This is a genomic window from Kitasatospora sp. NPDC057500 (genome assembly GCF_042802195.1).
GTDB lineage: Bacteria > Actinomycetota > Actinomycetes > Streptomycetales > Streptomycetaceae > Kitasatospora.
Genome location: NZ_JBHVER010000032.1, coordinates 32,741 through 54,059, shown reverse-complemented (window position 1 = coordinate 54,059; position 21,319 = coordinate 32,741). Strand labels below are relative to the sequence as shown.

Sequence of the window (21,319 nt, the reverse complement as noted above, 5' to 3'; positions counted from 1 at the left end):
GGGCCGGGGCGCCGCAGCCGGCGGCCGGCAGCGCGGTCAGCAGCGCGGCCAGGGCGAGGGCCGCGGCGGAGCGCCCGGCGCGGCGTGCGCGGGCCGGCCGCGCGGGGCGGTCGGGACGGGTGGAACGGTCGTCGTGCACAGCAAGCCTCCTGGGGAGTCCGCGCTCCTCGGAACGGGCCCGCGACGGGCCAGTGTCCTGACTCCCGGAGCGGCGCGCAGCTCCCTCCCCGGTCACAGTGGCGGGACCGTGCCGGACTCGCACCGGCTTCCTGTCCCCGTCGCGGCGGTGTCGTGGTGGTGGTGCCCGGTCGGGGCCGGGAAGCGCGCGCCCCCGGCCGCGCCGTCACGCCGGGCGGAACGCCCGCAGCACCAACCGCTCGGCGTCCTCGTCGTACGGGCGGCCGTCGAAGCCGCCGAACACCTCGATCCGCTCGAACCCCGCCTCCTCGGCCATCCGGCGCAGCTCCACCGCGCTGTAGACGAACCACACCAGGGTCGCCCGGGTGACGCGCTCGCCGCGCACCATCACCCAGTCACTGCGCAGCCGTGCCCAGTCGTCCAGCACCGTGTCGGTCTGGACGACGAGGTCCTCGCCGCGCCGGACCACCTTCGGCGGGGTGACCCGGCGGGCCAGCAACTCCTTGCCGGCCAGGTCGAGGACGAGCGTGCCGCCGGGCGTCAGGCTGTCGTGCATGGTGCGCAGCACCCGGGCGTTGTCGGCGGGGTCCTCGAAGTATCCGAAGGAGGTGAACATGTTGAGGACCACGTCGAACTCGCCCGGCGCCTCGTACGCGCGCGCGTCGGCCTGCACGAAGGTCGCCTTGGCGCCGGTCGCGTCGGCCAGTTGCCGGGCCCGTTCCAGCATCGGCCGGCTGAGGTCGACGCCGGTCACGGCGTGGCCGCGCCGCGCCAGCGGGACGCTGAACACGCCGGGTCCGCAGCACAGGTCGAGCACCCGGGAGCCGGCCGGGAAGTCCAGCAGCGGGGAGGAGCCGAGCAGTTCCTCGGCCTGCGCGTGGCGCTGCTCGGAGAACAGGAAGTCGTGGAACCCGGTCCAGAAGTCATCGTCCTGGAACCCGCCCGTTCGTGTCATGCGGCCTCAGTGCTCCTTCGTCGTCGTGCGGTTGGGGGTGGTGGGGCCCGGCGGCGCGGGAGCGCAGCGCGAGCAGCAGCGGGGGCAGCAACAGGCACTGCGCGGCGGCCAGCAGCCAGAACAGCCCGGTGTGGCCGCCCCGTTCGGAGAGTCCGTAGAGCTGTCCGCCGAGGACGCCGCTGGCGCAGGCGCCGATTCCGGCGCCGAGCCGCTGCTGCCCGAAGACCACGGCGTCCGAGCGCGGGCTGCGCGCCAGCGCCTCCAGGTCGTTCTTGAGGAACAGCACGATGTCGCCCAGGGTGATCAGCGCCCCGCCCGCCAGCAGCGCGGGCCGGGTGCCGAGGGCGAGCACGGCGAGCCCGGCGGCGAGCCCGGCGAAGCCGGCCGCCAGGGCGACCGGGTAGGGCATCCGCCGGATCGCGTCGGAGGCGAGCGGCTGCACCACGACGACCAGCGTGAAGCAGAGCAGCAGCACCAGGCTGTAGAAGGTGCCCGAGGCCCGCTCGACCGCGTACATCGCCAGGAAGTGCTGGAAGTGGAAGTAGAGGTAGAAGGCGAGTGCGTTGGCCGCGAACGGCAGGACCGCGGTCCCGGCCAGCAGGCCCCGCCCGGCCCCCGGTCCCTCCGGCCCCTCCGCCCGCTCCGGCGCGGCCCCGGCGGGCAGCCCCGCGTGGCCGGCGGTGACCAGCACGAACAGCGCCGTGGCGGCGAGGAACAGGTAGCCGGGCGAGGAGAGCACGAACGGGCCGGCGATCAGCGGTCCCACCGCCATGCCCGCGTTGAGGGCGGCGTTGCCCGCCGACAGGAACGCCGGGCGGCGCGCGTCGTCGACGCCCCGCACCAGGTACGCCTTGTTGGCGGGCAGGTACAGCGCGGCCCCGCAGCAGGTCAGCACGAGCGCGCCGACCGCCAGCGGCGGCCAGCGCAGCGCGAGCAGCAGGCCGACGAAGCCGGCCGTGCGGACGGTCAGCGCCCACAGCATGGTGCGCCGCAGCCCGATCCGCTCGGCCAGCGCGCCGCCCGCGATCCCGCCGGAGAACTGCACCAGGGAGGCCGCCGCCAGTACGACGCCGACCGTGCCGAGGCCCATGCCGAGCCGCTCGTGCAGGAAGACCGACATGAACGGCAGCACCATGAAGCTGCCGAGCGGGATCAGGAACGAGCTGAGCAGCAGGAACCGCAGCGGCCCGTCGAGTGTTCCGAGCGCGGCCCGCAGCCCCGCCGGGCCGGCGGGGCGGTCAGCCACCGTCGGCCCCGGACGCGGATGGTGCGACCGGTACGGTGAGCACCCGCAGGGCGTTGGCGGCGGCGACCGCGTGGTGGGTGGCCAGTTCGGCGGTCTCGCCCTCCGCGTAGACGATGCCCGCGTAGCCGCGGCTGTCGGCCAGGTGCTCGACCAGGTCGCCCGCCGACCTGACCGGGTACCAGGCGGGCGAGCCGGGCAGGCCGGCCAGCCGTTCCAGCCCGGCGACGCCGGTGAACACCCCGGGCGCGGCCGGGTAGCCGAGGACGAAGGCGACGGCCGGGCCGCCGGGCGGTTCGGCGTCCATCAGGGCGGGACGGCGGCCGAGCGCGGCCTCGACCAGCGCCTCGTACACGTTGACGCCGAGCGCGCGGCACAGGCCCTCGCCGACCAGCGCGCCGCCGATCCGCGGGTTGATCTCGACGACCTCCGGGCCGTCGGCGGTCAGCACGAACTCCACGTGCGCGAAGCGGTCGGTGTAGCCGACGGCGGCGAGGACGTCGCCGAGCCACCGCTCCAGCGCGGCGCGGCGCGGCTGCGGGAACGCCACCGGGAACGCCGTGATCTCCTCCCGGAAGTACGGCTCGGGGGACATCAGCCTGCTGGAGACGCCCAGCAGCCTGGTCCGGCCGTCCCAGCCGAGCGTCTCGGCGCTGTACACCGGCCCGCCGAAGTACGGTTCGGCGAACAGCCGGCCGCGCAACTCCCGCCCGGCGGCCTCGGCGAGGACGGCGTCCAGCTCGGCCGGGTCGCGCACCAGCCAGACGTTCTGGCTGCCGGTGCCCGCGGTGTCCTTGAGGACGGCGGGCAGGCCGGGCTCCTTGAGGAGTGCCGCCACCGCCTCCGGGCCGGCTCCGGTGACCGGCACCGCCCGGCCGCGGCTCAGCCCGGCCTCGCACAGCCGGCGGCGCACCGCCGACTTGTCGCGGGTCAGCCGCAGTACGGCCGGGTCGAGACCGGGCAGGCCGAGCCGTTCGGCGAGTTCGGCGGCGACCAGCGTCCAGGTGTCGGTGGAGCTGATCAGGCCGCGCGGCCGGGGGGAGCGCTCCAGCAGCGCGGTGAGCCCGTCCACGTCGAAGGTGTCGGTCTCCACGACGTCCAGCGCGTGCGCCGGCAGCCGTTCCAACTCGTAGGCGTAGTAGGACCGGTCGCGGGTGAGCAGGGTCAGCCGCTCGCCGAGCGCGTCGGCGGCCCGCACCAGGTGGCCGAGGCCGAAGGTGAGCGATTCCAGGCAGACGACGCTCATGCCGCCCGCTCGTTCCCGTGCGGGGGGCACGCGGTGCGCCGCCAGGCCATCGTGGACCAGGGCATGGACATCTCCTCGGGGGCGGAGACCTCGACCGGTTTCAGCGCGGCCGGGTCGGGGGCTTCGGCGTGCCGGGCGAAGACGCGCTCGACGTAGCGGTGGCCGGTGTCGGCACCGATCACCAGGTGCAGGCGGTCGGGGTGGCGGCGCTTCTCGTAGCACGCGGCCAGGTAGCCGGCCCCGGTGGACAGCCCGGCGAAGACGGCGTGGTCGCGCAGCAGGGCGACGGTGCCCGCCATGGCGTGGGTGAAGTCCAGCCAGTGGATGCCGTCGTAGAGGTGGTGGCGGACGTTGTCGAAGGCGATGGACGAGCCGATCCCGGCGATGATCGCCTCCGGGTCGTGGTGTCCCTGGCTGCCGAAGGTGACGCTGCCGAAGGGCTGTACGCCGACCAGTCGCACCGACGGGTCGAAGGCGCGCAGCCGGGTCGCCACCCCGCCGGTCGAGGCACCGGAGCCGACGCCGCCGACGACGGTCAGCGCGGCGCCGGGGAAGGCGGCCGTGATCCGGTCGGCGACCTCGTGGTAGCCGAGGTAGTGGACGTCGTCGTGGTACTGCCGCATCCAGTGCCAGTCCGGGTGCGCGGCGAGCAGCTCGCGCACCCGCCGCACCCGCAGCTCCTGGTCCAGTTTGAGGTCGCGGGAGGGCACGACCTGCTCCACGGCGGCGCCGAGGATCTCCAACTGGGCGCGGGTGGTGGCGTCGACGGTGGTGGAGGCGACGATGTGGCAGCGCATGCCGTGCCGGTGGCAGGCGAGCGCCAGCGCGTAGGCGTAGATGCCGCTGGAACTGTCCACCAGGGTCTGCCCGGGGCGGACGGTGCCGCGCTCCAGCAGGTGGCGGACGGCGGCGAGCGCCGAGTAGATCTTCATCGACTCGAACCGGACCAGCACGAGGCCGTCGGCGAGCCGGACGAGATCGGGGACCTTCAGGGCGTCGGCGATGTGGGGGTGTATCACCTGTAGCCTCCTTGGGCGAAGGAACACTGGTGGCCGAGCGAGTGGAAGAACGCGGACAGGTCCGACTTGAGCGCGGCGTCGGGGCGTCCGGGGAGCAGGTAGCCGATCAGGCAGCCGGTGTGGGCGACGAAGATCCCGTCGGCGCCGAACTCCTCGCGGTGGGTGAGCAGCGCGTCGAACGTGGCCTTGGGGAGCACCTGTTGGGAGAGCGCGGCGCTCACCGTGGCCGTCCGCGCGACGGCGGCCGGGTCGCCCGCGGCGAAGCCCTTCAGCAGGCCGGCCAGGCAGCGCCGGTACTCCTCGCCGTGGCGCCGGTAGTGCCCGAGCAGCAGGTCGGTGACGGCGGCGGTGTCCACCGTCCCGGGCTCGGTGATGTACGCGGTGTGGAAGCCGATGTCGGTGCCCAGCCGCCGCACCACCCGGTGCCGGCCGCTCAGGTGCAGGGCGAACTCGTCGAGGAAGACGCTGTCGGCCCGCTCGATCTCGCGCAGCACGGCGAGCACCACCCCGGTGTCGTACGGCAGCGCGAAGATCCGGAACAGGCAGCGCAGCGTCGCCACGATGTCGGCGGTCGAACTCGCCATCCCCACCCCGACGGTGAGGTCGGAGTGCACGCACCAGCGGCCCGGCGGCAGGGTCAGCCCGAAGCGCTCCAGGAACAGCCGGGCCGCCGTCGCGGCCTTCGTCCCGAGCGGCAGCGGGCCCGGCGGGTCCGTCCCCGGGGTGAAGTGCACCCAGGAGTGGCGGTCGACGGGGAACGACACCACCGCGATGTCGGGGCGGGAGGATGCGCACAGCGGTCCCTGGTACAGCTCGCCCAGGGTGCCGTGGCAGACACCGGAGACCGTGCCGCCCGGCGGCGGGGCGGGCCGGGCCCCTCCGGTGGGGGTCACCATCGCGCCGGTCGGCGCCCGGTGCGGGCGGGTGGAACTCGCGCGGTCACGGACACGTCCTCCTCCTCGTTCCGAGCCCCGCGTCACGACCCGGAGGAGGAGGGCACGGCGCGTCGTCGCACGCCGCGCAGCCGTCCGTACCGCCGACCCAGTCCACGAGGTCACCGTGCACAGCCCGCACGTGGGGGTGCGGGCGCAGCGGCAGGTCTTCGGACTCGTGGGCCGGTGCGCCGGGGACGGCACACACCTACCGGCCGTCGCTTCCCGGGCCGGGGCGGAGCCAGGCCCAGTGCTGTTGACGGCTTTCGTTCCCACTCACCGCTGCGGGACAGTCCCGGTTTCCCACCGGGTTCCCTCTTGCGTCGCGCCGCCGAAGTCCGGTCGGTCGGGAGGCGCGAACCGGCTGCGGGCATCAGCATACGGGGGCGTGCGCTCCGGTGGCAGGGCACGTGCGGACGGTTGTCCGAATGCCGTCGTTCGGCGGGCCGGGGCGTCGGGACGCTGCGGCGGAAGGGCCGTCGGTCCACGTGTCACTCTGGCCGGATACGGGCTCGGCAAGCCGGAACCCCTCCGCCACACTTGTTCGACCCATCGTCTGCTGTACACCGTCAAGCGGTGTCCCGCCGTTCCGGAAGGTCCACGATGCTGCCTGAGACGACACCGGGGGTCGACGGTCCGGACGCCCGGCCCGCCGCCGGGAGGCGGCCCGCCGAACGCATCGCCCTCCGCGCCGACCTGCGGGCCGCGCTGCCCGACGCGAGCGCGGCGGTCGGCGTCACCGCGGCGGTGTTCGTGCTGCTGTACGTCCGGATGGAGGCGGGCACCTCGGCGACGGTCGGGGTCATGCCGTTCATGGACGACGCCGGCACGTACTGGATGTACCTGCTGAGCCAGGCGTTCGGCTGGTCGGGGCTGCTGTGGGCCTGGGGGACGGTGGTGCTCGGGCTGCTGCTGTCCGGGCCGCGGCCCGGCCGGCTGCCGGTCGCCCGGCAGACCCTGGAGCGCTGGCACCGCACGACGAGCCTGACCACGACGGCCCTGATGTTCGCGCACGCGCTGATGTTCGCGGCCGAACTCGTGCGCTACGAGGCCGAGTCGGCGTGGGGCGACCGGCTCTGGTCGGGGTTCGCCGACACCTTCGTGCCCGGCTGGTACGACTCCGGCACCGGCCGGATCGCCATCCCGCTCGGGCAGGGTGCGCTCTACCTGGCCGTGCCGCTCGGCCTGCTGTTCTACGTGCGGCACCGGTTCGGGCCGAACACCTGGCGCCGACTGCACCGCTTCGTGCTCGTCGTCTACGTGCTGAGCGTCTGGCACACCCTGCTCTACGGGACCAACGTGTGGTTCGGCGAGTGGCCGCGCACCGTCCTGTGGCTGCTTCAAGTCCCGCTCGCCGTCCTGCTGTTGGTCCGTCTGATGCGGCCGGCCCGGCGGGCCGAGCGGCTGGGGGCGCCGGGGCGCGGCGGAGTCCGGTCGCTGCCGGCCTGGGTGGCGCGGGCGCTCGGACGGGTGGCCGTGGCGGCCGTCGTGGTCGGCCTGATCGCGGTGGCGGCGTCCCGTCACGACGGCGGGCGGGCGCGTCCGCCGGCGCCGCCGGCCTCGGCCGGGCAGGCCGACGGCACCGGGTGAGCCGCCGTCCGCGTGGGCGCCGCCGACCGGCGGGCCGGCGCGCGAGCCGGTTCGGCGGGCTCGGTTCGACGGGCCCGGACGTGCACGCTCGGCCGGCCCGGCCGAGGACGCGTAGGGCGGGGGAGCCGTTGGACGGTCAGGCGCGGTCCGCACCCGCGTAGTGGTCGGTCCACGCCAGCGGGGCGCCGGCGTACTTGGCGGCACGGACGTCGCCCGAGCGGGCGTGCCCCTCGAAGAGCTCGACGCGGGCGGCGCGGCCGCACAACTCCCCGAGCGCGGCTGACGACTTCGGGTCGCGGACCTCCTGGTACGTGACGGTGCGCAGGTACATGCCCACCCACAGCCCGCCGGTGTAGCGGGCCGCGCCGCGGGTCGGCAGGACGTGGTTGGTGCCGATGACCTTGTCCCCGTAGGACACGCAGGTGCCCTCTCCGAGGAAGAGGGCGCCGTAGGTGTGCATCCTGTCCAGGGCCTCGCGGGGGTTCTCGGTGAGGACCTGGACGTGCTCGTAGGCGAAGGCGTCGGCGATGCGGTAGGCCTCGTCGAGGTCCTCGGCCAGGATGATCTGGCCGTGGTCGCGCCAGGCGGGGCCGGCGATGTCGCCGGTCCCCAGCCCGGGCAGGATCTCCTCGATGTGCCGCTGCACGGCGGTGGCGACCCGTTCGCTGGTGGTGACCAGGACGGCGGGCGAGTCCGGGCCGTGCTCGGCCTGCGAGAGCAGGTCGACCGCCGCGATGAACGGGTCGGCCGTGTCGTCGGCGACGACGAGGATCTCGGTCGGACCGGCGAACAGGTCGATGCCGACCTCGCCGAACAGTTGGCGCTTGGCCTCGGCCACGTAGGCGTTGCCGGGGCCGGCCAGCATGTCGACGGGCGTCATGGTCCCGGTGCCGACGCTCATCGCGGCGATGGCCTGGACACCACCGAGGATGTGGATCTCGTCCGCGCCGGCGAGGTGCATCGCGGCGACGGTGGCGGCGGGAATCTCGCCGCGGATCGGCGGGGTGCAGGCGACCACGCGCGGGACGCCGGCCGCCTTGGCGGTCACGACGGTCATGTGCGCGGAGGCGGTCAGCGGGTAGCGGCCGCCGGGGACGTACGCGCCGACCGACCGGATCGGCACGTGGCGGTGGCCGAGGAAGACGCCGGGCTCGGTCTCGATCTCGATCTCGGACATCGAGGCGCGCTGGGCCTCGGCGAACCGGCGGACGTTGGCCTGGACGGTCCTGATGTCCTCGACGACCTGCGGGTCGAGTCCGTTCATGATCTCGGCGAGCTGGTCCTCGTCCAGCCGGAAGGACTCCGGCTCCCAGTGGTCGAAGCGCGCGGAGAGCTCACGGACCGCTTCGTCGCCGCGGCTGCGGACATCGGCGATCAGCTCGCGGACGGTCCGCGCGACGGCGTCGTCGTCCGAGGGGGCGGTGGACCGGGTGGCAGCGGCCTTGATGGTGCGGGACACGCCGAGCTCCTCAATCGTGAATGGATACGTATCCATTGGATACGTATCCACAGCATGGAAGGCGGATGACTCGATGGTCAAGGGGTGATTCATGGGCAGTTCGGAATCCGTTCACGCCCGAAGGGTGCGAACGTCAGGCGGGAGGCGCCGTGGTGGAGCGCTGGACGAACTCCACCGGCAGCACCTCGTGCCGGTGGGGCAGGTCCGGGTGCTCAAGCCGGTCCAGGAGCAGTTCCACGCCCGTGCGGGCGATCCGCTCCAGTGGCTGACGCACCGTCGTCAGGTCGATGCGCTCCCACGCGGACAGCGGCACGTCGTCGCAGCCCACCACGCTGAGCTCCGCCGGCACCGCGACGCCCGCCGCGGCGGCGGCGTTCAGTGCGGCGTACGCCATCACGTCGTTGTGGCAGAACAGCGCCGTGGGCGGCTCGGCGCTCGCCAGCAGGGCGCGCACCGCCTCGTACGCGGTGGCGTAGTCGTAGGCTCCGTCGACCTCCGTGAGGGCGACGCCCTCCGCCGCGACCGTCCGGCGGAAGGCGAGGGCGCGCTGCCGGGCGGTGCTCGTCCCGGCCGGGCCGCACACCATCGCGATCCGGCGGTGCCCCAGATCCAGCAGGTGCGCCGCCGCGAGTTCGCCGGCGGTCGTGTTGTCGGCCTCGACCTGGTCGGCCGGGAAGCCGTCGAGCGTGCGGTGGCACAGCACCACCGGGATCCCGTGCCCCACCATCCGGTGCGCGAGCGGCTCCCGTTCGACCGCCGAGGTGAACACCACGCCGTCGACGCCTTCGCGGCGCAGCAGCGCCAGCCCCTCCTCGGCCGACATCACATCGGTGACCAGCGACAGGCGCAGGCCGCGCTCGTGCAGGACGCGCTCCACGGCCTTGACCATCACCGGGTAGAACGGATTCGTCAGATCGCGGATCACCACGCCGATCAGACCGGACCGCGCGCCCACCAGGCTCCGCGCCGCCTGGCTGGGCTGGAAGTCGTACTTCGCGACCACGTCGAGTACTCTGCGCCGGGTCTCCGGGGCGACGCTCCCGCCGTTCAGCACGCGCGAGACCGTCGACTGCGCGACTCCCGCCTCCCGTGCGATCTGCACGCTCGTGACAGTGGGCCGTCGCGCCATGGGTTCCTACCTCCGGGTCAAGTCGAGCCAAGCATAGGGACGCCCGCCGGACGGCCGCTTCCACGGCCGGGCCCCGGGCGTGGGCGTGTCGTCCGGACCGTTGTTCAACTCCTGTGCCGCCATGGGGGGTTGAGGCCGGGTGTGGCGAGTCGGTGCCGGCGCTGCGGACTGCGGGTCCGGCCTTTCCGCATCGTGGAAAAGCATTGACGCATGATGGAAAAGCCTGCTAAACGTTTCCCCCCCGGCATCAAGCCGCTCACCACGATGTACCCGAATGAGGAGGATCGTTGGGCTACTATGTCGGACGACGTCTGCTTGAAGTCGTCCCCACCCTCTTCCTGATCGTGACGATCGTCTTCTTCCTCGTATACATCGTGGGGGATCCGGTCGCGCTGATGCTCGGCGAGAACGCCACGCCCGAGCGGATCGCGGCGATTCGCGACGCGATGGGGCTGGACGATCCGCTGCCGGTCCAGTACTGGCATTACATTGTTTCGGCCGTCACCGGCGACTTCGGCGACTCGTACCAATACCATGAGCCTGCTCTGGCAATCGTTCTGGAGCGCCTTCCCGCTACACTGACGCTCGCCTTCGGATCGATTGTCCTGGCGCTGGTCATCGCCATTCCGATGGGCGTTTGGGCGGCGATGCACCGGGGCGGTGCCGTCGACCACCTGGTCTCCTCGATATCGGTGGTCGCCAAGGCGGTGCCCACCTTCTGGCTGGGCATCATGCTGATCATGCTCGTCTCCGTGAACCTGGGCTGGCTCCCGGTTTCCGGCAGCGGCAGCTGGGCTCACCTGGTACTTCCCATGGTCACGCTCGGCACGGGCACCGCGGCCGAGATCACCCGGCTCGTGCGGTCGAGCATGGTGGAGATCCTCGGGCAGGACTACATCCGGACCGCTCACGGAAAAGGCCTGCGAGAATCCTTCGTCGTTTTCAAGCACGGCTTCAGCAACGCTTTCATTCCGGTCGCGTCGATCACCGTGCTCCAGTTCTCGGCACTGCTCGGCGGCGCGCTGGTCACCGAGTCCGTATTCGCTTGGCCGGGGCTCGGACAGCTCCTGGTCAAGGCAGTGACACAGCGGGACATGCCCATCGTGCAGGCGGCGGTATTCGTCGTGGCGGTGATGGTCATCGGGCTGAGCATTCTGTCCGACATTTCGTTCAAGCTCGTCGACAGGCGGATCAACCTTGACTGAGTCCATCGGCCTTCCGCGGGCGGGCACCCCCGCGCGGAGCAGAAAGGCCCTCCGGAGCATTCCCCTCCCGGCGATCGTCGGAATGGTTCTCCTGATCGTGCCGGCATTCGTCGCGATATTCGCACCGTGGATAATGCCGCACGACCCCGCGGCGATCGACCCGGCGCGGGCGCTCGTTCCGCCGCTCCCGTTCGAGGGAAGCGACCCGGCCCACCTGCTGGGCACCGACAACCTCGGCCGCGACATGCTCAGCCGCCTCATCGACGGTTCGCGCATCTCGCTGCTGGTCGGGGTGCTGGGCGTGGTCCTGGCCGGAACGATCGGCCTGGTGGCCGGCCTGCTCGCCGGCTACTACGGCCGGTTCGTCGACGCGGCGATCATGCGCCTGGTCGACGCGCTCCTCGCCATCCCCGGCATCCTGTTGATCCTCGTCATCCTCGGCGTGGTGAAGCCCGGTCTGACGACGCTCGTCGTCGTGCTCGGCCTGACGAACTGGGTGGTCTACGCCCGGCAGATCCGTGCGGAGGTGCTGGAGATCCGCGAGCGCCTGTTCGTCGAGGCGGCGAAGAACTTCGGGGTCCCGCACACCCGGATCCTCCTGCGGCACATCATGCCGAACGTCATGCCGACGTTCATCGTCCTCTCCACGCTGAGCGTGGCGACCATCATCATCACGGAGTCGTCGCTCAGCTTCCTGGGCCTGGGCGTGCAGCCCCCCGACGTCTCCTGGGGCCTGATGCTCACCAGCGGCCGCGACTACATCACCAACGCGTGGTGGCTCAGCACGCTGCCGGGTCTGGCGATCGCGGGCACGGTGCTCGGGATCCTCCTCCTCGGCGACTGGCTGAGGGACACGCTCGACCCGCGACTGGGGGTGTGAACCATGCACGGAAACGAACCCATGCTCAGCATCCGGGACCTCCGCGTGACGGCGGAGAAGCGTGACCTCACGCTCGTCGACGGCGTCTCGCTCGACATCCACGCCGGCGAACGGACGGCCCTGGTGGGCGAGTCCGGCTCCGGCAAGAGCCTCACCTGCATGTCGGTCATCAACCTGCTGGCGAGGGGCCTGCGGGTCTCGGGCGGCGAGATCCTCTGGCAGGGCGAGGACATCTCCCGGGTGTCCGCGGGCCGGATGCGGCAGCTGCGGGGCCGCGAGATCTCGATGATCTACCAGGAGCCGCTGACTTCGCTCAACCCGGTCCTCTCGATCGGGAACCAGCTGGGCGAGGCCGCCAAGCACGTCTCCGCCTCGCGAGCCGATGTGCTGTCGATGCTCGACCGGGTCGGATTCGACAAGCCGGAGCGGGTGCTGCGCCGGCGCCCCCACGAGCTGTCGGGCGGGATGCGCCAGCGCGTCATGATCGCGATGGCCCTGCTGGGCAGGCCCCGGCTGCTCCTCGCCGACGAACCGACGACGGCTCTCGACGTCACGGTCCAGGACCAGGTGCTGAAGCTCATCTACGACATCACCGTCGAGACGGGCACCGCCCTGCTGCTGGTGAGCCACGACCTGAACGTCGTGCGCCGGATCGCGGACACGGTCGCCGTGCTGTACACCGGGCGGATCGCCGAGAGCGGACCGACCGAGCGGGTGCTGTCCGAGCCCAGGCACCCGTACACCGACGCCCTGCTGCGCTCGGTCCCCTCCCTCGGGGTGAAGACCGACCGGCTCACCGCCATCCCCGGACGCGTGCCGACGCCCGACGAGTGGACCGACGGCTGCCGGTTCGCCTCGCGCTGCGGGTTCGCCACCGCCGCCTGCGTCGACAAGCCGCCGTTCGCGCAGTCCCGGGGGCAGGCCTCGGCCTGCTGGCACACCGACCGTCTGATCGAGTCGAAGGGCGCAAGATGACCGCCGACACCGCGCTGCCCGGCACCGCCCCGGACACGGCCGTCCGCGTCACGGCGCTGTGCAAGACCTTCCGGGTCGCCGACGGGTTCTTCGGACGCAAGAAGGACTTCGCCGCGGTGCGCGACGTCACCCTGTCCGTGCCCGAGGGGGCGACGCTGGGCATCATCGGGGAGTCCGGCTCCGGGAAGACGACGGTCGCCCGGATGCTGGCGGGCCTGCTGAGGCCGACGTCGGGCGACATCCTGATCACGGGCGCACCCGTCTTCGACGCCAAGGGACGCACGACGGCCGAGGGGCGCACCGCGGCGCAGATGGTGTTCCAGGACCCGTACTCCGCGCTGAACCCGCGGATGAACGTCCGCTCCATCCTCGCGGAGCCGCTGACCGTGGCGCCGCGCGCGAGCCGGCCGGAGATCGCCCGGCGGGTGGCCGAGCTCGCCGACCAGGTCGGCATGTCGGCCGCGGCGCTGGAGAAGTACCCGCACGAGTTCTCCGGCGGGCAGCGGCAGCGTCTGGTGATCGCCCGCGCACTGGCGAGGAAGCCCCAGGTGCTGATCTGCGACGAGCCGGTCTCCGCGCTCGACGTCTCGATCCAGAGCCAGATCCTCAACCTCCTCAAGGACCTCCAGGAGGAGATGGGCCTGACCTACGTCTTCATCGGCCACGGGCTGGAGAGCGTCCACTTCATGAGCGACCGGATCAGCGTCATGTACCAGGGCGCGGTCGTCGAGCACGGCACGGCGGACGACATCCTCCACCGCCCCGGCCACGCGTACACGCAGCGGCTCATCGAGTCGTCGCGGGCGCAGCCCTTCAAGTCGCGTTGACCGCCCGGCCGCAACCGGGTCCGCCGGCCCCGGCGGGAGCAGACGAACCGTTCGTGAAAGGACCGACCATGAAGAAGAGACTCACCGCGGCCATGGCTGTGGCGGCCCTGCCGCTGGCCGGGTGCATGCCCGTGTCGAGCGGTGCGGCGGAGGGCGGTGCGCAGAAGGACACCCTGGTGTTCGCGCAGAACGTCGATCCGCGCAACCTCGACCCGCAGAACGCCGTGCAGACGTCGGCGGACCGGGTCAACCGGAACATCTACGACCGCCTGTTCACCAGGGACGAGTCGATGAAGATCGTTCCTCAGCTGGTGACCGACTACCAGCAGGTGGACGACGAGACCTGGACGTTCCAGCTCCGCAAGGACGTCAAGTTCCAGGACGGGTCGCCGCTGACCGCCAAGGACGTCGTGTTCACCATCCACCGGCTGAAGGACCCCGCACTGCTGGAGGCCCGGTGGTTCGAGCAGATCGCCGACGCCACGGCGGTCGGCGACCACGAGGTCCGGATCACGACCAAGGGCGCGATGCCCACCCTGCTGGCGGTGCTGGCGAAGAGCGGCGCCGACATCGTCCCGTCGGCCTTCATCGAGAAGAACGGCATCGAGGAGTTCGTCAAGGCCCCCTTCGGTTCCGGGCCGTACAAGTTCGTGGAGTGGAAGCGCGACGACCGTGTCACCCTGGAGCGCAACGACGACTACTGGGGCGGCGCCCCGAAGTGGAAGCGCGTCGAGGTCCGCACCATTCCCGAGAACTCCACCCGGGTCTCCGAACTCCTCACCGGCGGCGTCGACATCGCGACCGAGGTCCCGGTGATCGACTGGAAGCGCGTCGACGCCGGCAGGACCGCGATGGAGCTCGGTGAGACGACCCGGGTGATGCTGCTCGTGCTGCGCCTGGACGACCAGTACGCGACGAAGGACCCCCGGATCCGCGAGGCGATAGACCTCGCGATCGACAAGAAGGCGATCGTCGACACGCTCTTCGGCGGCAAGGCGACGCCGGTGCGCACGCGCGCTCCCAAGACGGTGTTCGGCGGGGACCCGTCCCTCTACAACACCGCCGCGTACGACCCCGAGCGGGCGAAGGAACTGGTGAAGCAGGCCGTCGCGGACGGGCGCAGCGTGAAGCTGCACTACAGCGCCTCGCGCGGGACCTACCCGATGGACGCCGAGCTCGCGGAGATGGTGACCGCGATGCTCAAGAAGGCCGGCTTCAACGTCGAGCTGGAGATCCTCGAAGGCGGTGCCTTCGGCGACATCTACAGCAAGTACACCAACAAGGACGTCTACCAGGTCGCCTTCGCGGACGGCCTGATGGACTCCTCGTACGCGCTCCAGGGCTTCTCCACCGTGCTGGGCAAGCCCCGGATGGGATACAGCAACCCGAAGGTCGACGAGCTGCTCGCCCAGGCGAACCGGACGATGGACGAGGCCGCGCGCAGGACGGCGTACTTCGAGGTGCAGAAGATCATCGCCGACACGGACCGGCCGATGGTGTCCCTGTACACGCAGCCCGCGGCGTTCGGCGTCTCGAAGGACGTGAAGTTCACGCCGCGTGCCGACGACGGGTTCGTGTTCGACGACGTGGCGCTCGCGAAGTAGCGCGCGGGAGATCCGGGCGGCGCGGGTGCCGCCCGGACCCCGCCGAATCGATGGGAAGGAGGAATCACCATGGGGGCCGTTGATTCGAACGGTGGTGGGCAGCGGACAGCCGGTGCCGTGCAGTCGCTCCGCAGGGCGTTCACGGTCCTGGAGGCCGTGGTCGACAGCGACGACCCGATCGGGGTCTCCGAGCTGGCCCGGCGCAGCGATCTCCCGGTCGGAACGGTCCACCGCCTGGCGCAGACCCTCCACGAACTCGGCTACGTCCGCAAGGACGGGCACAGCAAGTACCTGCCGGGGCCGCGCCTGCTGAAGCTGGCCAAGAACAACCAGAAGGCGATCGCGGTCGTCGCGCAGCCCTACCTCGACCAACTCGCCAAGCGCTACGGGGAGTCGGTCGCCGTCGGGACGCTGAGCGGGGACTACGTCGTGTACCTGGCCAAGACGCCGGGGTCACGGTCGATCAGGATCTACACGAGCCTCGACGAGCCCGTGTACCCGCATTCCTCGGCCATCGGGAAGATGCTGCTCAGCGGGCTCCCCGACGAGCGGGTCCGCACCGTCCTCGACCACACCAGGATGCCGCGCTTCACCGATTCGACCCATACGGATCCGGACGGCCTGCTCGCCGAGCTGGCCGCGGTGCGTGAGCGCGGATTCGCCGTGAACGAGGGGGAGCAGGAAGCGGGGATGCGGTGCGTCTCGGTGGCCATCCCCCTCAAGGGGGAGCACCTCGGGTTCTCCCTCTCCGCCCCGACGCTGCGGATGTCCGACGCGGTGCTCGCCGAGACCGTCACGGGGCTGAAGCGGGCCGCCGTCGCCCTCGCCGCGGAACTGGACGGCACACGAGGCCTTTCACAGAAGGAGATCCACGGGAAGTGAACAACGTCAAGAACTCGTCCATCGCCGTCATCGGCGCAGGGATCGCCGGTGTGACCACCGCCTTCCACCTGGCGCGCCGCGGAGCCCGGGTCACCCTCGTCGACGACGGCGGGTTCGGCCAGGCGACCGCGGCCAGTGCGGGGATCATCGCGCCCTGGGTGTCGTCCTCCGAGGGCGGCTTCTACGAGGCCTACGCCGCCGGCGGCAACTACTACCCGGAGTTCCTGTCGCAGCTGGATGCGCTCGGGATCCCCGAACTCGGGTACCGCCGCTCGGGCGCGCTCATGGTGAGCGCGGACGCCGCCGAGGTCGACGCCGTCGAGGAGCGGACAGCCCGCCGCGTGCGCGACGCCGGACCGGTGGCGGGAACCCTCCAACGCGTGGACAGCGCCCGTGCACTGGAGCTCTTCCCGGCGCTCGCGCCCGGGCTGAGCGGGCTGCTCGTCTCGGGCGGCGGCCGCGTCGACGGCCGGGTGCTCCGCGACGCGGCCCTGAGCGGGGCGGTCGCGTACGGCGCCCGGCACGTGGTCGACGCGGTCGTCGGGCTCGACTCCTCGGGTACCGGCTGGCGGATCCGGACCACCACGGCGGATCTCGACGCCGACGCGGTCGTGGTGGCCGCGGGTGCGCGCGTCACCGACCTGCTCGGCCGGCTCGACCTCCGGGTCGGGGTCAGCCCGCAGCGCGGGCAGATAGTCCACCTGGAGCTGCGCGGCGTCAACACCTCGCCGTGGCCGACCCTCCACCCGTTCGCCGACCACTACATGACGCCCTTCGACGGCGGAAGGATCGCCGTCGGGGCCACCCGCGAGACCGGCAGCGGATTCGACGCGAGGGTGACCGCGGCCGGACAACTGTCGGTCCTGCGGAACGCCCTTGAGCTCGCACCGGGCCTCGCGGACGCGACCGTGCTGGAGACCAGGGTGGGCATCCGCCCCATGGCGGACGGCCAACTGCCGCTGGTCGGCCGGGTGCCCGGCGCCGACGGCCTCTGGCTGGTCGCCGGGTACGGCGCGGCCGGGCTCACCATGGCGCCGCTGCTCGGCGACGCCGTCGCCCGCGACGTGCTGGGCGAGGCGGCTCCCGAGCTCGCCGCCTTCACCGTGGCGGTCGAGCGGCGGTCCCGTGGGGGCGGGGCCTGATGACGGCCGCCTCCCACGAGTACCGGCGGTCCCGGGTCGAGGTCGCGGGCGGCCGGTCCACGGTCGGCGTGTGGGAGCCGGTGGCACCCCCGCCCGGGCCGGTCCCCACCGTCTGCGCGATCCACGGCATCACCTCGAACCACCTCTTCCTCGCCGGCCTCGCCGCCGCACTGCCGGGCGTCCGGGTCATCGCGCCCGACCTGCGCGGGCGGGCGGGTTCGCGCCACCTCGGGGCTCCGTACGGGATGCGGGCGCACGCACAGGACGTGCTGGCCGCGGTCGAGGCCTTCGCCGAGCCCGGGGAGGTGACCCTGGTCGGCCACTCCCTCGGGGGGTTCGTCGCGATGACCCTGGCGGGGCTCCTCGACGGGGACCGCGCGCCGGCGGAGCACCGCTTCCGCGGGCTCGTCCTCATCGACGGGGGGCTTCCCCGGCCGCCCCGGCCAGCCCGGCCGCCCCGGACCCCCGGGCCGGCCGACCCGGACGACCTGCTCGCCGCCGTGGGGCCGGCTGCCCGCCTCGCCATGGTGTTCGACGGCGTCGAGGAGTACCTGGACTTCTTCCGCGCCCACCCGGCGTTCGCCGACGGGGTCGACCCGGTGGCGGGGGAGAGCTTCCGCTACGACCTGGTCGCCGACGGGGCCGGCGGCTTCCGCGCCTCCACCTCGGCCGAGGCGATGCAGGCGGACTCCGACGACGTGTACGGCGCACCGGACTTCGGCCTCGGCGTCGAGCGCGTCATGGGCGATCCCGCACGCCGGCGCGACGTCCACCTGGTCGTCGCGGAAGGCGACCTGGTCGCCGCCCGTCCGGGCCTCTACACGGCCGGGATCCTCGACGAGTACCGGCGCCGGTGGCCCGGTGTGCGGATCACCGAGGTCGCGGACACCAACCACTACGACATCCTGCTCTCCGGCCACGGCATCCTCGCGTGCGCCGAAGCGGTGCTCGCCGCTCTCGGCTCCGACCGCCGCTGATCGCCCGGTCCCCACCGGGCGCCGCGGGCCCCGTCGCCGGCACGCCACGTCCGTGCCGGCCGGCCCCGCGCCCTCGCCCCGATCCTCCGGCGACACCCGCCGGAACACCGCGGCGGACAACGCCGCCCAGCCACAGGAAAGGCACACATGAAGCTCCTCGATCCCGCCACCACCGCCCTCGTCTGCATCGACCTCCAGGGCGCGAACCTCTCGCACGGCGCCGAGCCGTACTCCCCGGAGGAGGTGCTCGACCAGAGTCTGCGACTGCTGGAGGCCGCGCGCGACGCCGGATCGCTGGTGGTCCACGTCCGCACCTCCTTCCTCCCCGACGAGTCGGACTCGCTGCAGCCGCTGCGCATCGAGCAGATGCGCCCGGCGCGGCCCCACCGCGAGCCGGGCTGGGACGAGCTGCTTCCGCAGGTCGCGCCCCGGCCGAACGAGCCGGTGATCGCGAAGCGCAGCTGGAACGCGTTCCACGGGTCCGACCTGGACGTGCAGCTGCGCCGGCACGGCATCACCACGATCGTCCTGCTGGGGATGTCCACCAACTTCGGCGTCGAGGGCACCGGTCGGGCCGCGTACGAGAACTACTACAACGTGGTGTTCGCGAACGGGGCCATGTCCTCGGTCACGGCTGAGGGCCACGAGTTCTCGGTGGCGAACATCCTGCCGCTGATCGGCGTGGTGCGCTCGGTCGACGAGATCGCCGGGGCGTTCGCGGGCGCGCCGAACGACCGGGTCGCCGTCTGACCCCGACCCCCGCCGGTGCGGGCATCCCCTTCGGGGCCGCTCGCCGCTGACTGAGCCGCGCCCGGTCGACGCACCCCACCGGGCGCGGCTCGCCCCCTCCCTTCACCAGGCTCAACCGTCTTAGGAGTGTCCTGTTCATGGCTGCATACCAGGGGCCCGTCGGCTCCCCGCCCGTCGCTCCGGTCGTCACCGTCGCCGGTCCGCCCGTCCACCGCGGCGAGGAGGTGCTCACCCCGGAGGCGCTGGCCTTCGTCGCCGGCCTGCACCGCGCCTTCGAGGGCCGCCGGCAGGAGCTCCTCGCCGGGCGGAAGGCCCGCCGCGCCGAGATCGCCCGGACCGGCGTGCTGGACTTCCTCCCCGGGACGGCCGCCGTCCGCGCCGCCGAGTGGCGCGTCGCCGAGGCCCCCAGGGCGCTCCAGGACCGCCGGGTCGAGATCACCGGCCCCACCGACCGCAAGATGGTCATCAACGCGCTCAACTCCGGGGCCAGGATCTGGCTCGCCGACTTCGAGGACGCCACCTCGCCGACCTGGGAGAACGTGGTCGGCGGCCAGGTCAACCTGATCGACGCCTTCGAGGGCCGGATCGACTTCACCACCCCCGCCGGCCGGGCCTACACCCTGAAGCCCGCCGCCGAACTCGCCACCGTCGTGGTCCGCCCGCGCGGGTGGCACCTCGACGAGAACCACCTGCTGGTCGACGGCGTCCCGGTGGCCGGCGCGTTCGTCGACTTCGGCCTGTACTTCTTCCACAACGCGGCCCGGCTGCTCGCCAAGGGCGCCGAGGACCCGAACTCCGGTCCGTACTTCTACCTGCCGAAGACCGAGAGCCACCTCGAAGCCCGGCTGTGGAACGACGTGTTCACCCACGCCCAGGCCGAACTGGGCATCCCGCACGGCACCGTCCGCGCCACCGTGCTGATCGAGACCGTCACCGCGGCGTTCGAGATGGACGAGATCCTCTACGAGCTGCGCGACCACGCCGCCGGGCTCAACGCCGGGCGCTGGGACTACCTGTTCTCGATCGTCAAGAACTTCCGCGACGCCGGCGAGCAGTACGTCCTGCCGGACCGCAACACCGTCACCATGACCTCCCCGTTCATGGCCGCCTACACCCGGCTGCTGGTGCGGACCTGCCACCGGCGCGGCGCCCACGCCATCGGCGGCATGGCCGCGTTCGTCCCCAGCCGCAGGGACCCGGAGGCCAACGCCGCCGCCCTGGAGAAGGTCAGGGCCGACAAGGACCGCGAGGCCGGCCAGGGCTTCGACGGCTCGTGGGTCGCCCACCCGGACCTGGTGCCGGTCGCCCGCGCCTGCTTCGACGCGGTGCTCGGCGAGCGCCCGCACCAGAAGGACGATCCCGGAACGGCCGAACCGGTCACCGCCGCGCAACTGCTCGACATCGCCGGCGCCGGCGGCAGCTGCACCCGCACCGGGCTGCACAACGCCGTCCAGGTCGGCATCCGCTACCTGGAGGCGTGGCTGCGCGGGCTCGGCGCGGTCGGCATCTTCAACATGATGGAAGACGTCGCCACCGCCGAGATCTCCCGCTCGCAGGTCTGGCAGTGGGTCCACAACGGAGTCGTGCTCGCCGACACGGGCGAGCGGGCCACCGCCGAACTGGTCCGCACCCTGGTCGCCGCCGAGCTGGCGGAACTCCGCGCCGATCTGGGGGAGGAGGCGTACCGGGCCGGCCGCTGGCAGGAGGCCGCCCAGGTCTTCGAACAGGTGGTCCTGGCCGAGGACTTCGCGGACTTCCTGACCCTGCCGGCGCTTCCCCTGCTGGGCTGAGCAGCAACCGGCGCGCCCGGATGGCCCGCTCCAGTTCCCGCAGGAAGTCCCCGAGGAGGCCGGCGGAGGTGATCCCGGCGGCGAGGTCCACGGTGTGCACCAGCAGCTTCCGGGCGCGCAGGTAGGGGCTCTCGGACGCCGGCACCGTGCGGCCGTGCGCGGTGGCCACCGGGGCGCGCCAGGCCTCCTCGGACAGGGCCGACATCGCGGTGGCCAGGTCCGCGGCCGAGCCGGTGAACCACAGGGGCCGGGTGGCGGGGTCAGCGGGCGAAGCTCAGGAAGCCGATGATCGGACTCGCTCCTGCGACGAGGCAGACGAGGATCGCGGCCACCCATGTTCCGGGGCCGGCCGGCGGGCGCGCCTCGTCGGCCGGGCGCTCGGCCGGCCCGGCCAGCGGGGGGAGGCCGATCCGGGATGTTTCCATGACGGGGTCCTTCGAGGAGAGCACAGCGGGTGGTGACGTCTGCAATAGTTGCAGATGCACTATACCAATGCTCGCATGATAGTGGCGAACGAAAGAGTGGGGCGGTGGGCCCGGCTCCGCCCCACTTTCGCGAAGCCGCTTCCCCGCGGCG

19 protein-coding genes and 2 riboswitches are annotated in these 21,319 nt (G+C 72.4%); of the genes, 11 read left to right on the top strand and 8 right to left on the bottom strand.

The window, feature by feature from the left end; translation table 11 throughout:
- Positions 1–189 precede the first annotated feature (189 nt).
- A riboswitch (cobalamin riboswitch) is annotated at positions 190–273 on the bottom strand.
- A gap of 70 nt (positions 274–343) precedes the next feature.
- The 5 genes from ACFU74_RS10195 to ACFU74_RS10175 are packed head-to-tail and all read right to left on the bottom strand — an operon-like array spanning position 344 to position 5,497.
- Positions 344–1,093, bottom strand: coding sequence for a class I SAM-dependent methyltransferase (locus ACFU74_RS10195; protein ID WP_380754645.1), 750 nt, complete (start codon positions 1,091–1,093; stop codon positions 344–346).
- Complete coding sequence (locus ACFU74_RS10190) at positions 1,062–2,339, bottom strand: MFS transporter (protein ID WP_380754643.1); 1,278 nt, start codon at positions 2,337–2,339, stop codon at positions 1,062–1,064. Before ACFU74_RS10190 ends, ACFU74_RS10195 begins: the two co-directional genes overlap by 32 nt.
- Positions 2,332–3,582: an ATP-grasp domain-containing protein gene (locus ACFU74_RS10185; protein ID WP_380754641.1), complete on the bottom strand. Its 1,251-nt coding sequence runs from the start codon at positions 3,580–3,582 to the stop codon at positions 2,332–2,334. Before ACFU74_RS10185 ends, ACFU74_RS10190 begins: the two co-directional genes overlap by 8 nt.
- Complete coding sequence (locus ACFU74_RS10180) at positions 3,579–4,601, bottom strand: cysteine synthase family protein (RefSeq protein ID WP_380754639.1); 1,023 nt, start codon at positions 4,599–4,601, stop codon at positions 3,579–3,581. The genes ACFU74_RS10185 and ACFU74_RS10180 overlap by 4 nt, the downstream gene beginning before the upstream one ends.
- Positions 4,598–5,497, bottom strand: coding sequence for a hypothetical protein (locus ACFU74_RS10175; RefSeq protein WP_380754637.1), 900 nt, complete (start codon positions 5,495–5,497; stop codon positions 4,598–4,600). The genes ACFU74_RS10180 and ACFU74_RS10175 overlap by 4 nt, the downstream gene beginning before the upstream one ends.
- 200 nt (positions 5,498–5,697) lie before the next feature.
- Positions 5,698–5,853, bottom strand: a riboswitch (cobalamin riboswitch).
- 283 nt (positions 5,854–6,136) lie between these two features.
- Here ACFU74_RS10175 and ACFU74_RS10170 point away from each other — a divergent pair.
- The gene (locus tag ACFU74_RS10170) at positions 6,137–7,123 is read left to right on the top strand and encodes a ferric reductase-like transmembrane domain-containing protein (protein ID WP_380754635.1); all 987 of its coding nucleotides are present in this window, start codon (positions 6,137–6,139) and stop codon (positions 7,121–7,123) included.
- A 136-nt stretch (positions 7,124–7,259) separates the two neighbouring features.
- Here ACFU74_RS10170 and hisD read toward each other — a convergent pair whose 3' ends face one another.
- Entirely contained in the window at positions 7,260–8,582 is a 1,323-nt protein-coding gene (gene hisD / locus ACFU74_RS10165) for a histidinol dehydrogenase (RefSeq protein WP_380754633.1), read from the bottom strand.
- Positions 8,583–8,715: 133 nt separating this feature from the next.
- Positions 8,716–9,684: a LacI family DNA-binding transcriptional regulator gene (locus tag ACFU74_RS10160; protein ID WP_380754630.1), complete on the bottom strand. Its 969-nt coding sequence runs from the start codon at positions 9,682–9,684 to the stop codon at positions 8,716–8,718.
- Positions 9,685–9,998: 314 nt separating this feature from the next.
- On the opposite strand from ACFU74_RS10160, the gene ACFU74_RS10155 reads away from it, so the two are divergent.
- The 10 genes from ACFU74_RS10155 (at position 9,999) to aceB (ending at position 20,743) form a co-directional block, all read left to right on the top strand.
- On the top strand, positions 9,999–10,916 hold the full coding sequence (locus ACFU74_RS10155; RefSeq protein ID WP_380754628.1) for an ABC transporter permease: 918 nt from the start codon (positions 9,999–10,001) through the stop codon (positions 10,914–10,916).
- Positions 10,917–10,998: 82 nt separating this feature from the next.
- Positions 10,999–11,796, top strand: a complete 798-nt coding sequence (locus ACFU74_RS10150) for an ABC transporter permease (protein ID WP_380754625.1) — start codon at positions 10,999–11,001, stop codon at positions 11,794–11,796.
- 21 nt (positions 11,797–11,817) lie between these two features.
- The gene (locus ACFU74_RS10145) at positions 11,818–12,771 is read left to right on the top strand and encodes an ABC transporter ATP-binding protein (RefSeq protein ID WP_380754623.1); all 954 of its coding nucleotides are present in this window, start codon (positions 11,818–11,820) and stop codon (positions 12,769–12,771) included.
- Complete coding sequence (locus ACFU74_RS10140; protein ID WP_380754620.1) at positions 12,768–13,598, top strand: ATP-binding cassette domain-containing protein; 831 nt, start codon at positions 12,768–12,770, stop codon at positions 13,596–13,598. The genes ACFU74_RS10145 and ACFU74_RS10140 overlap by 4 nt, the downstream gene beginning before the upstream one ends.
- Positions 13,599–13,666: 68 nt before the next feature.
- Positions 13,667–15,202 (top strand): ABC transporter substrate-binding protein, encoded by a 1,536-nt coding sequence (locus ACFU74_RS10135; protein ID WP_380754618.1) that lies wholly within the window; start codon positions 13,667–13,669, stop codon positions 15,200–15,202.
- Between the two features lie 69 nt (positions 15,203–15,271).
- Entirely contained in the window at positions 15,272–16,084 is an 813-nt protein-coding gene (locus ACFU74_RS10130; protein ID WP_380754615.1) for an IclR family transcriptional regulator, read from the top strand.
- Positions 16,081–17,226, top strand: a complete 1,146-nt coding sequence (locus tag ACFU74_RS10125) for an NAD(P)/FAD-dependent oxidoreductase (RefSeq protein WP_380754612.1) — start codon at positions 16,081–16,083, stop codon at positions 17,224–17,226. The genes ACFU74_RS10130 and ACFU74_RS10125 overlap by 4 nt, the downstream gene beginning before the upstream one ends.
- Entirely contained in the window at positions 17,226–18,203 is a 978-nt protein-coding gene (locus ACFU74_RS10120; protein WP_380754609.1) for an alpha/beta fold hydrolase, read from the top strand. Before ACFU74_RS10125 ends, ACFU74_RS10120 begins: the two co-directional genes overlap by 1 nt.
- A gap of 147 nt (positions 18,204–18,350) precedes the next feature.
- A complete protein-coding gene (locus tag ACFU74_RS10115) occupies positions 18,351–18,953 on the top strand; it encodes an isochorismatase family protein (protein ID WP_380754606.1) in 603 nt (200 codons plus the stop codon).
- 137 nt (positions 18,954–19,090) lie between these two features.
- Positions 19,091–20,743, top strand: a complete 1,653-nt coding sequence (gene aceB, locus ACFU74_RS10110) for a malate synthase A (protein WP_380754603.1) — start codon at positions 19,091–19,093, stop codon at positions 20,741–20,743.
- A 260-nt stretch (positions 20,744–21,003) separates the two neighbouring features.
- On the opposite strand, the gene ACFU74_RS10105 is transcribed toward aceB, so the two are convergent.
- Positions 21,004–21,168, bottom strand: coding sequence for a hypothetical protein (locus ACFU74_RS10105; RefSeq protein ID WP_380754600.1), 165 nt, complete (start codon positions 21,166–21,168; stop codon positions 21,004–21,006).
- Positions 21,169–21,319 lie beyond the last annotated feature (151 nt).